Below are 14,229 nucleotides of genomic sequence, written 5' to 3'. Positions count from 1 at the left end.
TTTAATGCTAGCTTTTGGATGATCTATGCAGGCACTTTGCGGAGTTTCTCCCTTTCCCAAATACGATGTCTCTTCATCACCTGGATAAAGTCGCTCGTTAAATTATCTTCACTTTCAAAAATAATACCCTTATCTTTTTTTATAAAGGATTTAGCAGCGAGCTCTTCGGCACCTTTTGCAAAGGCTATTGCTTTACAATGACGGTAAGCTTCGTTTATGAATTGCAGATAATCTGGGTTTTCAGCTAGTTTACTTACAGATTCGCCTTCCGGCGTATAAAAAGCGTCATAACATACAGAAGCATCTGTGAGGTACGAGTGTTGGATTTGCTCTTCACCCCCTTCTTTGAACTTTATTTTTCCGACATGTGACGCAATGAGAACGGCTTGAGCTCCTTCGGCCTCCAAGGCCATACGCATGCTATCCACCGAGGCCCTACTTACGCCGTCATCGAGTAAAAAAGCCACCTTGCGGGTTTTTATGTTGCCTTTTCCTTCTTCTACTTTCATCCGCAACGCTTCCGATTTTTCCACTTCTGGCTTTTTCGGTGTAATGGGATAATTGGGATGGTTTTGCCGGGCAAATTTCAAGGTTAGCGAATCGAGCTCCTTCGGCGGAACTAACCCTAAATTGTCTCCGACCTTTTTGGCCAACGTGCTATCAATCTGGTTTAAAATCGCCAGTTCCCGTCTGCGAATGTTCTCGTCATTTACTTTGGACAACTCGAAACTCAATGCACTGATAATATGTTCTTGCTCTTCTTCGCTTTGCGAATGGAAGAATAATCTTGCTTGTGTGAAGTGGTCCGCAAAGGAATCTGATCGAGCTCTGACTTTAGCAGCATCTATCGGTTGTTTGTGCGATTGATAACCTGTTTCTCCTTTTAACATGGCATGATAGGGGCATCCTTCTGCTTTGCTGTTGGGGAAGTAACTTACTTCACCTTTTAAAACATCCATTCTGGCAAATCCATCCTTTTGATTATTATGTTTGCCGTTGATAGGTCGGTTGATCGGTAGCTCATGAAAGTTGGGGCCGCCCAAACGGTAATTCTGTGTGTCCATATAAGAGAATACTCTTCCCTGTAACAACGGATCATCGGAGAAATCTATACCCGGAACTACCCGCCCGGGATCAAAAGCAACCTGTTCTGTTTCTGCAAAGAAGTTTTCGGGATTGCGATTTAGGGTCATGGTGCCAATAATTTGAACAGGAACTAATTCTTCCGGAACTATTTTAGTGGGATCGAGAAGATCAAAAGAAAATTTCATTTCGTCTTCTTCGGGAATAAGCTGCACCCCTAAATCCCATTGCGGGAAATCTCCATTTTCAATGGCTTCCCATAAATCGCGGCGATGGAAATCGGAATCAAACCCAGATATTTTTTGCGCTTCGTTCCACGCAACAGCATGTACACCCAGTTTTGGTTTCCAATGGAATTTTACAAAAGTTGCTTTTCCTTCGGCATTGATGAATTTAAAGGTATGTACACCAAATCCTTCTATCATTCTTAAGCTTCTGGGGATGGCCCTGTCGGACATGACCCACATGGTCATGTGAGCCGCTTCGGGCATTAAGGAAATAAAATCCCAAAAAGTATCATGCGCAGAAGCCGCCTGTGGCATTTCATTATTGGGTTCCGGTTTTACCGCATGTATCACATCTGGAAAATTCATGGCATCTTGAATGAAAAAAACCGGGATATTGTTCCCTACTAAATCATAGTTACCCTCTTCCGTATAAAATTTAACAGAAAATCCCCTTACATCTCTAGCTAAATCTGTAGATCCTTTAAATCCGGCAACCGTTGAGAACCGGGTGAATAGGGGAGTAACGGTTCCTTTTTTCAGAAACGCGGCTGTCGTATAAGCTGACATGTCAGCGGTAGCTTCGAAAGTACCGTGCGCACCAGAACCTCTGGCGTGTACCACACGTTCAGGAATTCGCTCCCGGTCAAAATGCATGAGCTTATCAAAATAGATATGATCTTGTTGAAGGGAAGGACCACGCTCGCCTGCTTTCAAGGTGTTGTTGTTATCGTAAATAGGCACACCATCATTGGTGGTCATTACTTTTTGATCATTGTTTACGAGGTGCTGATCAATCTTATTTGCCTGGGGAGTTTTTTTGTCTTTCATCATAGTTTTAGCTTGCCCACTAACTAAACAGCTGAAGCGGTTTATTTGTTTCGGCTAAAACTAAATTGGAATAAGAAGGACGAGCAAAAGTTATAGATTATTCGCTTTAGCGGTAATTTCGGCAACATCCAATACCTGAATCTCTTGTTCTATTTCTTTCGCCTTAACACCGTCCCGTAGCATCGTCATACAGAACGGACAAGCGGCAGCAACTATGGTTGCCTTTGATTCGATGACATCTTCCACACGTTCGACATTGACATCTTTTTTTCCCGGTTCGGGTTCCTTGAACATTTGTGCGCCACCTGCGCCACAACACAAGCCGTTGCTCTTACAGCGTTTTAATTCGACCAGATCTGCATCAAGCACCTCCAATACCTGTCGGGGCGCTTCATAGACCTCATTGGCACGACCTAAATAACAGGGATCGTGATAGGTGATGCGTTTTCCTTTGAATGCATTCCCATCGGCAGGTTTGAGTTTACCCTCTGCTATCAACGATTGAATGAGTTGGGTATGATGGATGACTTCGAAACTTCCACCTAAATTGGGGTATTCATTTTTAAGTGTATTGAAACAATGGGGACAGGCCGTCACGATTTTCGTTATTTCATAGCCACGTAATACCTCGATATTCATCATGGCCTGCATTTGAAAAAGAAACTCGTTTCCCGCTCTTTTTGCCGGATCGCCTGTACAATTTTCTTCCGTGCCCAAGATGGCGTATTTAATGCCGACATGCTGTAAAATCTTGCAGATAGATTTGGTGATACGCTGGGCGCGTTCGTCGAAACTACCTGCACATCCGACCCAAAATAAAAGATCCGGACGTTCGCCTTTTGCTGTCATTTCAGCTACTGTAGGGATATGAAAGGTTGTTTCCATAAGCTCTTTGTTATTGATTTGTCCAGTTTGCACGATCCGCCTGTGCATATTTCCAGGGTGCGCCGTTGTTTTCTAGATTGCTGAACATTGCGTTGATACTTGCAGGTGCCTGTGATTCCTCCATTACCGCATATTGGCGTAATCCAATAATAATCTCTAAGGGGTCAATATTCACCGGGCATGCTTCTACACAGGCGTTACATGTTGTGCACGCCCATATTTCTTCTCTTGTGATATAGGTATCTATTAATGATTTGTTGTCCTCCTGGAAATCTCCGTTTTTTGCCCTATTTTGTCCTACTTCTGTGAGACGATCTCGCGTATCCATCATAATTTTACGGGGTGACAACAGCTTGCCTGTAATGTTTGCCGGACAGGCAGCAGTACAACGGCCGCATTCGGTACACGTGTATGCGTCTAATAGGTTTTTCCAGGTAAGATCCTGTACGTCCTTGACACCAAACCGACTAACTTCTCCGGTAGGCGGCGGAAGGGATGGATCCAGCATCACTTTCACTTCTTCGGTGACGGCAGACATATTGTTGAATTTGCCTTTGGGTTCCAATTTCGAGAAATAGGTATTCGGGAAAGCCAGGATAATATGTAGATGTTTCGATATCGGGAGATAGTTTAAGAAGGCTAACACGCCGATAATATGAAACCACCAAGCGAACCGTTCTATTCCTATCAGTGTAGAAGCAGTTTCCGGCAATAAAGGTAGTAAGAACTGACTAACGGGAAATGCACCTGCGTGATGATAGGATGGATGGTTAAGTTGCTGAAGCTTAAAGTCGGCGGCGTTCATGAAAAGAAACGCCGTCATAAGCAATATCTCCGCAATTAAAATAAGATTAGCGTCTGTTTTTGGCCAGTTTTTGAGTTCGCGACCGCCAAAACGATAAATATGGAGCGCGTTTCTTCGAATGAGAAAGATAATACAACTGAATAATACCGCAAAAGCCAGCCACTCAAAAGCGTATATGAGACCATTATAAATCGATCCTAAAGAAGAAAAAACGCGATGTGTGCCGAATAATCCATCGATGACAATCTCCAGCATTTCGATATTGATAATACAGAAACCTACATATACACCTAAATGTAATAGGGCAGGAAGGGGTTTCTTAAACATCTTTTTTTGTCCGAAAGCAACCAGCAGCATCAATTTCAGGCGTTCAACCGGTCTGTCATTTCGATCTACAGCTTTGCCAAGCTTTATATTTTTGTAGATACGGCGAGCGTTTCTAGCGAAAATCACTACAGCGAGCACAAACAAACAAAAGAAGATGATTTGCCCCATCATAACTATTTTAGTTGGTTTCTACACAAATATAACGATACGGTTTAATACTATGCTGGCATAATACATATTTGGAAAGATTAAAAATAGCGGATTTATAGTTTGCTCTCTTTTTTTACTTTACGTTTGGTGTTTACGGCTCTTGCAGCCTGTGTGATAGCATATTGCCCCTCCAGGTACTTTACAATCTCGCTGGCGATATCTTTTCCCGTAGCGGTCTCAATACCTTCTAGTCCCGGCGATGAATTAACTTCCAGGATAAGTGGTCCGCGTGCAGAAGGGAGCATGTCTACACCGGCTACAGTAAGCCCCATGGCTTTAGCTGCGGATACCGCTGTCTGCTTTTCTGTGCGTGTCAGCTTGACAATTTCGGCGCTTCCACCACGGTGAAGGTTCGAACGGAACTCTCCCTCTTTAGCCGTACGTTTCATCGCGCCTACCACCTTGCCATCTACCACAAATGCCCGAATATCGGTTCCTTTCGCTTCCTTAATATATTCCTGTATCAAGATATTGTTGCCTAGGCCATAGAATGCTTCGATAACCGAAGAAGCTGCTTTTTTTGTTTCCGCCAATACCACACCTATGCCTTGTGTTCCTTCCAATAGTTTAATAACCAAAGGAGCGCCGCCGACCATATTGATCAGATCGTCTACATCGGAAACGGAGCGCGCAAAACCGGTAATCGGAAGGCCGAGGCCAGCACCAGAAAGAATCTGCATGCAACGTAGTTTATCCCGAGAGCGCGTAATAGCCTGACTTGGATTAGCTGATACGACGTTCATGACTTCAAACTGACGCACAATGGCGGAGCCGTAGAACGTCAGCGATGAACCAATCCGTGGGATAATGGCGTCGATATGGGATAAATCTTGCCCTTTATAATGGATGGTAGGTTTTCCCTGTTGAATACCCACGTAGCATTTGCTGTGATCGATGACAACACAATGGTGCCCACGGGATTGAACGGCTTCGACTAAACGTTTGGTCGAATAGAGATTTTTATTTGTTGATAATACAGCAATATTCACGGAAAGTATTTTTATATAGTTAAAACAGATGAGTCTAGGATAAGTTTTGGTGTGTCGTTATATATTCTTCGCCAAATGGTCGTGTGACACATCGACTAAGAATTTACCGCTAATGAAGTTTCTGCCCAATAGCATCGGGTAGGACATAGCAGAACGGTCTCTTACGGATAATTTGATGTCGAATAATTTGTTGAATAATTTTATCTTCGTTATAAAGATATGTCGCGTTTCGGACTGTCCGAAAGAGCTTTTCACTACGCGTTCCCGGTGGATAAGAAAAGTAAAGTCCGGATGTCCTTGGATAGTACACCGAATATAACGATGTCCGTTTTTTTCGAAAATTTGATATTGGTTGCAATGTAATACAGACGTTTCCGCACCCGTATCCACTTTTGCACAAATGTTATAGAGTCCCAGCTCGGGTAAATCTACGGTTTCTATGCGGCCAATGATACGCTTCACTTGCATTACTTGTCATTTATTTTTATCCTTACTCTTTATTCATAGATAAACTCTCCATGTGGCGAGCGAATAGTTACTTTTTTGGAAACAGCCTCTTCTAAACGACCGATGATTTGTGCAGAAATGCCAAATGACGCCGATATCTGAATGATATCTTCGGCAATTTCTTGTGGAATATACAGCTCCATACGATGCCCCATGTTAAAGACTTTATACATCTCTTCCCAAGCTGTGTTCGATTGTTTTTGAATCAGGTCAAACAGGGGTGGAATAGGAAATAAATTATCCTTGATGACATGCACATCTTCAACAAAATGTAATACTTTGGTTTGGGCTCCTCCCGAGCAGTGAACCATTCCGTCAATTTGCGGACGATATTTGTCGAGAATTGTCTTGATAACGGGAGCATACGTGCGTGTAGGAGAAAGCACTAGCTTGCCTGCGGTTACGCCTTCTTTTTCATTGATGGTAATGGTGTCTGTCAATTTACAACTACCAGAAAATACCAACTCGTAAGGTACAGCAGGGTCATAGCTTTCTGGATATTTTTCAGCTACGTATTTATGAAAAACATCATGGCGGGCTGATGTCAAACCATTGGAGCCCATACCACCGTTATATTCTCTTTCGTAACTTGCTTGTCCGTAAGATGCCAGTCCTACAATAACGTTTCCAGCTTTGATGCGGTGATTGGAAATGACATCTTCCCGTTTCATACGGCATGTCACGGTGCTATCCACAATAATGGTACGCACTAAATCGCCTACATCAGCAGTTTCTCCTCCAGTAGAGTAGATGCCGATACCCAGTTCCCGCAATTCCGCAAGAATATCCTCCGTGCCGTTGATGATTTCGGCGATTACGTCACCCGGAATAAGGTTTTTATTACGTCCGATGGTAGAGGAGAGCAGGATATTGTCGACTGCTCCCACGCAAAGGAGGTCGTCTAGGTTCATGATAATAGCATCTTGGGCAATACCGCGCCAAACAGAGGTGTCCCCGGTCTCTTTCCAATAAACATAAGCCAACGAAGATTTTGTGCCGGCACCATCAGCGTGCATGATGTTACACCAAGCCTCATCACCACCTAGTATGTCGGGTATGATTTTACAGAAAGCTTTGGGAAATAAGCCCTTGTCTATGTTTTTGATGGCGTTGTGCACGTCCTCTTTGCCTGCGGATACACCCCGCTGATTGTATTTTAAGTCTGACATCGTATGTGCAAAAATAACAAACCCAATGATATTCCTATAACGGAAAGATAAAAAGTACACACATTCCCCTTAATACATTAAAATATACCTGAAAATATACCTGCCATTTCACGAACGATGTCCCAAGCCCCCAACAATCGCTCTTGGTTAAAGCTAGCGTTGGCAGGACTAGTGCTCGGAAGCGTGATATATTGGATGTCAGCAGTGCGTTTAAAATATTTATCAAATAGTTTTTGCGCTTTTTGTCCGTTGAAGCAGACAACCCTGATATCGGGATTATCTCGGAGCAATTGGTCTATTTTGTTAGGACTTTCTTCTAAGATGTCTGTATCCATACTCCCTTTTCGAATGGCCGCTTCGCAGACATCCCATACGGCGATATGATATTGGTGTAATAAGGCTACTCGACTCCTGTAATCCATCGGGAGAGGAGCGGATAGGAGTAAAGCCAATGTCTTCCAAAAACGATTTTGAGGATGTGCATAATATTGGTTTTCCTGCAACGACTTATCTCCGGGCAAGGAACCTAAAATCAGAAGCTTGCTTTTTTCGGGAATAATAGGGGCGAATGATTTCTTGAACATGATTCGAATGTAGTTCTTTTTTTAGAAAAAAGAACGAAAAAATCGCCGCTTCGAATATTTTACATTGGGGGACTACTAGGGATGAGTTTGTACAGTTGTAAAACATTCGGATGCGGCATCTTAATGTTAAGGGAGGGTTCATACAATTGTACTATCCCCTCTTTAACACCTGAATGCCACATATAAAATTTTGAAATATGTAGAAATCCAATTTATGCACGATTCCTCCATTCAAAATTTTAAAGTGGCGAGTTTTTTTGCGGAAAAAAAAGTATGAGCCATGCCGCGGCTTGAGCGACACAAAAAACATATAAAGAAACCCTTATTTTTTAATAGCTTTGTCTAGAACGTTATGAAGCAGAAAAAGAAGATAATCGTTGCTATTACCGGTGCTAGCGGGTCAATATACGCGAAGGTATTATTGGATAAATTAAGCAAGCTGGGAGACCAAGTGGGGGAAGTGGGAGTGGTGATGTCCGACAATGCGAAGGATGTGTGGAAATTTGAGTTGGGAACGGATAATTACCAACAGTATCCTTTTGCATTTTATAATAAAAACGATTTTATGGCACCATTTGCTTCCGGTTCCGCTCGTTTCGAAACCATGATCGTATGTCCTTGCTCCATGGGTACATTAGGACGTATCGCCCAGGGGATATCCTCTGATTTGACCACCCGGGCAGCAGACGTGATTTTAAAAGAACGAAGAAAATTAGTGCTTGTTACGCGCGAAACACCGTTGAGCACCATCCATATACAAAATATGAATCTGGTGACACAAGCTGGGGGGATTATTTGTCCGGCAAGCCCATCGTTTTACAGCCTTCCCAAAACGTTCGAAGAACTAGCTGCTACGGTGGTAGATAGAGTACTTTCGCTATGTGACATTCACGTGGATAGTTATGCTTGGGGCGATAGGAAATAAAAACCCATATTTGCAATATCGGTGTTTCGATATATTTTGTACATTTGTTTTTCAATGAAACAGTCCCACTTTCTCTCATTAATTTGTTTAAATACTATTCATGGATAATATATTGATTTCTTCTGCTCAGCTTATATTGCCCGGTCATCCGCATAACGGAAATATCGTTGATATACTTATTGAAAAAGGACATATTAGCCGTATCGCGCCGGACATCAAGCCGACAAATAAAAAGATACATAATGTAGATGGAAAAGGACGGGTGGTTTCAGCCGGTTTTTTTGACTTGCATGCTAATTTTGGCGAACCTGGTCTGGAAACCAAAGAAGATATAACAACGGGTACAAAAGCGGCTGCTGCAGGAGGATACACCGGCGTAGCTGTTTATCCGAACACGAATCCGCCTATTCACAGCCGTTCGGAAGTGGCGTTGATCGTTAATTCAGCAAAAGGGAATATAGTAGATGTATACCCTGTGGGCACCATAAGTAAAAAACGCGAAGGAAAGGAACTAGCAGAATTATATGATATGCAAACAGTTGGAGCGATCGCTTTTAGCGATGGAAATCATGCTGTGCAACAAGCGGGTCTAATGGGGAGGGCGTTGTTATATGCGAAAGGATTTGAAGGATTGATTATCTCTTTTGCGGAAGACGAATCTGTCGCCGGAGGACATCAAATGAATGAAGGGCAGATGAGTACCTATCTGGGCATGAAAGGGAAACCGAATCTAGCAGAATCGCTCATGGTTTCACGCGACTTATTTTTAGCCGAATATAATGACGCTCGTATTCATTTTACGTGTATTTCTACAGCAGAATCGGTAGATTTGATAAAAAAGGCGAAAGCAAAAGGATTAAAAGTAACTTGCGATGTCGCAGCACATAATTTGGTGTACACCGATGAGGAAGTAGTGGGATTTGACAGTAATTTTAAGGTGAATCCGCCGTTGCGTACCAAGAAAGATATAAAAGCACTCTTAAAAGGGTTGAGAGATGGGACGATAGATGCTATCGTTTCGCAACATACACCGCAAGAAGTGGAGTATAAGAATGTGGAGTTTCATATTGCAAAAGAAGGCATATTAGGATTACAGACGACATTGCCTTTTTTAATAGCGGCCGGACTTATCGCCGAAGATATTGTACGATATTTGGTCGTACAATCCAGACAAGTCGTTAGGAAAGATATTCCTACACTCGAAGAAGGAAGCGAAGCTAATCTGGTGCTGTTCGATATGAAAGAAAAATGGACGTTGGACAGCAACAGCAATAAATCAAAGTCGGAAAATAGTCCTGTGTTTGGACAAGAATTAACAGGTAAAGTAAAAGTAGTCATTAACCACGGTCAGTTGGTTGAAATTAAATAAGATATGGATGCAAAAGTAAAAAAGGCGTTTGACGCCGGTATTCACATGTATGCGCAGACAGAAGGTATCGATGCGGGAACGTTCGAGGTTGCGTTGCAGGAGGCTTTTGATAAAGACGCGCCTTTTATAGATAAAGTACAAGCGTTGGACGAAGCTTTTGATAACGATCAACGTTTTGAAGAGCTTCGGGAGATTTACTTCGATTTGTTAATGGTAAACTTCTTCGCCGAAGATGTGCAGAAATTGGAAGAAGATTATCTGGATTCGCCCGAATGGGAAGCTATTGAAGAAGAAACAATCGATAGAGGTACCGAGTTATTGAATGTTTTTTTGTATCTACAGGAGTGTGAAGATGATGATATTGATCCCTCTTTAGACGATTACCTAAAGGAATTTTTGTTGGTGGAAGAAGATGAATTTCAGGATGAATACGCCATTTATGAAAAGGTAATAGCCAATCAGATTTTGGTGGAAAGTACTTTTGCTGAAATAAATAAAGTAGCTTCGTCACTATCTCCTCAAGATGAATTGAGGGAGCTGTTTTATCCGGTAATGTCTTTCTTTAACGAGCCATATCCGGAAGAGGAACAGCTAACGGAATATCTCCATGCTTCCAACAATAAGTCCTTGGATGGCGCTATTTACAAGATTATTGTAAACTTTAATAAATAAATTATGAATCACGATTTTAATTCAACTTTTCCAACGGAAGAAGTAAAAAAAGAAGGTATTAAATATGGGGTTTATCTTGGTGTCATCTCTTTGGTGATCAGTATTGTATCGATGTATGTGCTGGTAAACAGCTCGGATTTCAAGATAAGCTCTATCGTGACGGGTGGCGTTTCTTTTGTGCTCATGATTGCCTTGTCGGCATACTTTGCTGTATTGCTGAGAAAAATGGCAGGAGGTTTTTGGAATTTTAGCCAAGCATTGAAAGGCATTTTTGTCATGCTGGCGATTGCGGTCATTATCTCCACCATAGGAGGTGCTTTGTTCAATTTGGCTAATCCCGAGCCGCAGCAAATTGTTTTCGATAAAACGATTAACTTGACCATCGAGACAATGGAAAGTATAGGGGCTGATGACGATCTTATTGATAAGCAAGTGGCTGATCTAGAAAAGCAAAGAGATGAGTTACGGGAGTTTTCCATCGGACAAAATCTGAAAGGTCTCGGCATAGCGTTAATTATGTATTTCGTTTTTGCTTTGATTCTTGCTGCTATCCTAAAACGTGAACGACCTGGTTTTTTATCGGTACAAAACGACTTGAACCAAACGGATAATGGAGGGCAATATAAGCCAGAGGAAGACTAATATGGATATATCGGTTGTTGTTCCTTTATATAACGAGGAAGAATCTTTACCCGAATTAACGGAGTGGATTCGTCGGGTGATGAACGAGCACGACTTTTCCTATGAAATTATTTTGGTGGATGATGGGAGTAATGACACTTCCTGGAATGTAATCGAGGGGCTTAAACTGCTGCATGAACAAATTGTCGGTATTAAATTTCGTCGGAACTATGGTAAATCAGCAGCCTTGAATGTGGGATTTAATGCAGCACAAGGGGATATCGTCATCACGATGGATGCCGATTTGCAGGATAGCCCTGATGAGATACCAGGGCTGTACGACCGAATAAAAAACCACGGTGCCGATTTGGTTTCGGGTTGGAAGCAAAAACGTTACGACCCATTGACCAAGACCATTCCTACAAAGTTGTTTAATTCCGTAACGCGTAGCATGTCAGGCATACACAATTTACATGATTTTAATTGTGGGTTAAAGGCCTATCGCAAAGAAGTCGTAAAAAGTATCGAGGTGTATGGAGAAATGCATCGTTATATACCGGTCTTGGCAAAATGGGCAGGATTTAGAAATATACAGGAACAGATCGTCAAACACTATCCACGTAAATATGGTACGACGAAATTTGGTCCAGGACGCTTTGTTAAAGGATTTCTAGATTTGCTTTCCATCTTTTTTGTCGGAAAATTTGGTAAACGTCCGATGCATTTTTTTGGAGCGATCGGTGTTTTGAGTTTCATCATCGGGTTCTTTATTACCTGTTACTTGATATTTGAAAAATTGAAAAGCATTGCGGATGGTACAATATATCGAAATATAACAGACCAACCCTTGTTTTATCTTTCGCTTGTTGCTATTCTTATCGGTACGCAGTTATTTTTGACTGGTTTTATAGCCGAACTTGTTTCCCGTAATTCTTCCGAACGAAATCAATACCATATCGAAAAAGAAATTTAGCATATGTTTTTCTCGATTGTGATTCCTTTGTACAACCGACCACAGGAAATTGATGAACTTTTGGGATCATTGACCCGACAACAATATTCACTCTTTGAAGTTATTGTGGTGGAGGATGGCTCATTTAAGACTGCCAAACATATTGTGGAAAATTACCATGATAAACTGGACATTCATTATTATGAGAAAAGAAACGAGGGGCAAGGGTTCGCACGTAATTTTGGCTTTGCCCGGGCAAAAGGAGATTATTTTATCGTTTTTGATTCGGATGTTATCGTGCCGGAAGATTATTTACAGCAAGTAGCTGCCGGCATACAGCGTGATGGTTGGGATGCTTTTGGCGGGCCAGATGCTGCACACCCGTCTTTTACGAATATTCAAAAAGCTATTTCCTATTCGATGACCAGCCCATTTACGACAGGAGGGATCCGAGGAAATAAACAACATGTAGGACAGTTTCATCCGCGGAGTTTTAACATGGGGATATCCAGGAAGGTTTATGAAGAGACCCATGGATTTAAACTATCTCGTCGTTCAGAAGATATTGAATTTAGCATTCGTATGGTACGGCAGGGCTTTCACGTAGGATTGATTCCCGAGGCATTTGTATATCATAAGCGTAGAGCTACATTTGAACAATTTTTTAAGCAAACCTACGGGTTTGGAAAGGGGCGTATCGATATTTATCAGCTTTTTCCTGATGAACTGAAGTTGGTACACACTTTACCTGCACTTTTTGTTGTCGGTTTATCCGGTTTGGTATTATTAAATCTGATCAATTGGGCGAGCCGCGGGCAAATTCCAATGTTACCCTTACTTTGCGGTATGGGCAATATGGTGCTGCTACTTTACACTTTCTTATTATTTCTACATGCATGGTTCAACACGAAGAGTATCCGCGTTGCAGGATTTGGAGTTGTAGCTGCCTATACACAATTAATAGCCTATGGGTTAGGTTTTATAAGTAACTATTATAGACATTATGCTAACGTTCACTCAACATAATTTAGGAAAACTGGAAGATCTTTTTGCCGCATTGGGTTATCGGATTCGGTATGAAAAAGGCTCTTTTCGTACAGGTGCGTGTGTACTTCAAAATACACGGGTTATCGTTGTTAATAGATTTTCAAACTTAGAAGTTAGAATTCAGTCATTAATACAATTATTGCGTGATATGGAGGTAGATATATCGCTATTGGATGAGAAAAAAGTTGCTTTTTATAAAGTGGCCAAAAAAGGGGAGGCGACACGTTGAGGGTAACTTTTTTAGGTACAGGAACGTCACAGGGCGTGCCCGTCATAGCATGTCAATGTGCTGTATGCCAATCTACCGATACGCGAGACAAGCGTTTGCGTACATCCATCATGGTACAATTAGACGACGATACCAATATTGTAGTTGATACAGGTCCCGATTTTCGTTATCAGATGCTACGAGAGGACGTACGTCGTCTAGATGCGATATTGGTTACGCATGCGCATAAAGACCACACTGCAGGAATGGATGATGTTCGCGCCTTTAACTATCAGCAGCAGCAATCTATTCCTATATATGGAACGACCATTACGCATGAATCGTTAAAACGTGAGTTTTATTATGCTTTTGGCGAACAGAAATATCCGGGCGTGCCCCGATTGGATCTTCGACCAATTTTGGCGGGAGAAACCTTTCGCGTAGGTACGCAAAGTATTATCCCTATTGAAGTAATGCATTATAGAATGCCCGTAATGGGGTTTCGTATGGGTAACTTCGCCTATATAACAGATGCCAAGACCGTGTCGGACGAATCAAAGGCATTGTTGAAAGGTGTCGATACGTTAGTTGTAAACGCTTTGCAAGAAGAACCGCATATATCGCATTTTACCAAAGACGAAGCGATTGCGTTTGCGGAAGAAATAGAAGCGAAGACGACCTATTTAACACATATCAGCCACCGATTTGGGAAACATGACGATATAGAAAGGACACTTCCCGAGGGTATTCGGGTGGCTTATGATAGGCTTGTTATTGATGTTCAATAAAGCAAACGTCACGACATCCAAAACTTTTCTGAT

15 protein-coding genes are annotated in these 14,229 nt (G+C 42.0%); 8 read left to right on the top strand and 7 right to left on the bottom strand.

Translation table 11 applies throughout. From position 1 onward, the window contains the following. Positions 1-23: 23 nt before the first annotated feature. The 7 genes from FXV77_RS13265 to FXV77_RS13235 all read right to left on the bottom strand — a co-directional run bounded on the left by FXV77_RS13265 (position 24) and on the right by FXV77_RS13235 (position 7,614). The gene (locus tag FXV77_RS13265; RefSeq protein WP_222867794.1) at positions 24-2,141 is read right to left on the bottom strand and encodes a catalase; all 2,118 of its coding nucleotides are present in this window, start codon (positions 2,139-2,141) and stop codon (positions 24-26) included. Between the two features lie 87 nt (positions 2,142-2,228). After that, on the bottom strand, positions 2,229-3,023 hold the full coding sequence (locus tag FXV77_RS13260; RefSeq protein ID WP_148919719.1) for a (Fe-S)-binding protein: 795 nt from the start codon (positions 3,021-3,023) through the stop codon (positions 2,229-2,231). Between the two features lie 10 nt (positions 3,024-3,033). Next, entirely contained in the window at positions 3,034-4,326 is a 1,293-nt protein-coding gene (locus FXV77_RS13255; RefSeq protein ID WP_148919718.1) for a (Fe-S)-binding protein, read from the bottom strand. A 92-nt stretch (positions 4,327-4,418) separates the two neighbouring features. Then, complete coding sequence (gene rimK / locus FXV77_RS13250) at positions 4,419-5,354, bottom strand: 30S ribosomal protein S6--L-glutamate ligase (protein ID WP_148919717.1); 936 nt, start codon at positions 5,352-5,354, stop codon at positions 4,419-4,421. 57 nt (positions 5,355-5,411) lie between these two features. Further along, complete coding sequence (locus tag FXV77_RS13245; RefSeq protein WP_148919716.1) at positions 5,412-5,822, bottom strand: ATP-dependent zinc protease family protein; 411 nt, start codon at positions 5,820-5,822, stop codon at positions 5,412-5,414. Between the two features lie 29 nt (positions 5,823-5,851). Next, a complete protein-coding gene (locus FXV77_RS13240; protein WP_148919715.1) occupies positions 5,852-7,030 on the bottom strand; it encodes an AIR synthase related protein in 1,179 nt (392 codons plus the stop codon). Between the two features lie 77 nt (positions 7,031-7,107). Continuing rightward, the gene (locus FXV77_RS13235) at positions 7,108-7,614 is read right to left on the bottom strand and encodes a DNA-deoxyinosine glycosylase (RefSeq protein ID WP_148919714.1); all 507 of its coding nucleotides are present in this window, start codon (positions 7,612-7,614) and stop codon (positions 7,108-7,110) included. 352 nt (positions 7,615-7,966) lie between these two features. On the opposite strand from FXV77_RS13235, the gene FXV77_RS13230 reads away from it, so the two are divergent. The 8 genes from FXV77_RS13230 to FXV77_RS13195 all read left to right on the top strand — a co-directional run bounded on the left by FXV77_RS13230 (position 7,967) and on the right by FXV77_RS13195 (position 14,196). Next, entirely contained in the window at positions 7,967-8,539 is a 573-nt protein-coding gene (locus tag FXV77_RS13230; protein WP_148919713.1) for a UbiX family flavin prenyltransferase, read from the top strand. A gap of 100 nt (positions 8,540-8,639) precedes the next feature. Continuing rightward, entirely contained in the window at positions 8,640-9,908 is a 1,269-nt protein-coding gene (locus tag FXV77_RS13225) for a dihydroorotase (protein ID WP_148919712.1), read from the top strand. A gap of 3 nt (positions 9,909-9,911) precedes the next feature. After that, entirely contained in the window at positions 9,912-10,580 is a 669-nt protein-coding gene (locus FXV77_RS13220; protein ID WP_148919711.1) for a hypothetical protein, read from the top strand. 3 nt (positions 10,581-10,583) lie between these two features. Further along, on the top strand, positions 10,584-11,222 hold the full coding sequence (locus FXV77_RS13215; RefSeq protein WP_148919710.1) for a DUF4199 domain-containing protein: 639 nt from the start codon (positions 10,584-10,586) through the stop codon (positions 11,220-11,222). A gap of 1 nt (position 11,223) precedes the next feature. After that, a complete protein-coding gene (locus FXV77_RS13210; protein WP_148919709.1) occupies positions 11,224-12,174 on the top strand; it encodes a glycosyltransferase family 2 protein in 951 nt (316 codons plus the stop codon). Positions 12,175-12,177: 3 nt separating this feature from the next. Continuing rightward, positions 12,178-13,179 carry a glycosyltransferase gene (locus FXV77_RS13205; RefSeq protein ID WP_148919708.1) on the top strand — a complete coding sequence of 334 codons (1,002 nt, stop codon included), beginning with the start codon at positions 12,178-12,180 and terminating at the stop codon, positions 13,177-13,179. Then, the gene (locus FXV77_RS13200) at positions 13,157-13,429 is read left to right on the top strand and encodes a hypothetical protein (RefSeq protein ID WP_148919707.1); all 273 of its coding nucleotides are present in this window, start codon (positions 13,157-13,159) and stop codon (positions 13,427-13,429) included. The genes FXV77_RS13205 and FXV77_RS13200 overlap by 23 nt, the downstream gene beginning before the upstream one ends. Then, positions 13,426-14,196: an MBL fold metallo-hydrolase gene (locus FXV77_RS13195; RefSeq protein WP_148919706.1), complete on the top strand. Its 771-nt coding sequence runs from the start codon at positions 13,426-13,428 to the stop codon at positions 14,194-14,196. Before FXV77_RS13200 ends, FXV77_RS13195 begins: the two co-directional genes overlap by 4 nt. Positions 14,197-14,229 lie beyond the last annotated feature (33 nt).

Origin of the sequence: Sphingobacterium phlebotomi (assembly GCF_008180195.1) — a bacterium.
Lineage (GTDB): Bacteria > Bacteroidota > Bacteroidia > Sphingobacteriales > Sphingobacteriaceae > Sphingobacterium > Sphingobacterium phlebotomi.
Note: the sequence above shows the minus strand (reverse complement) of the source record. Positions and strands in the feature narration are given on the sequence as shown.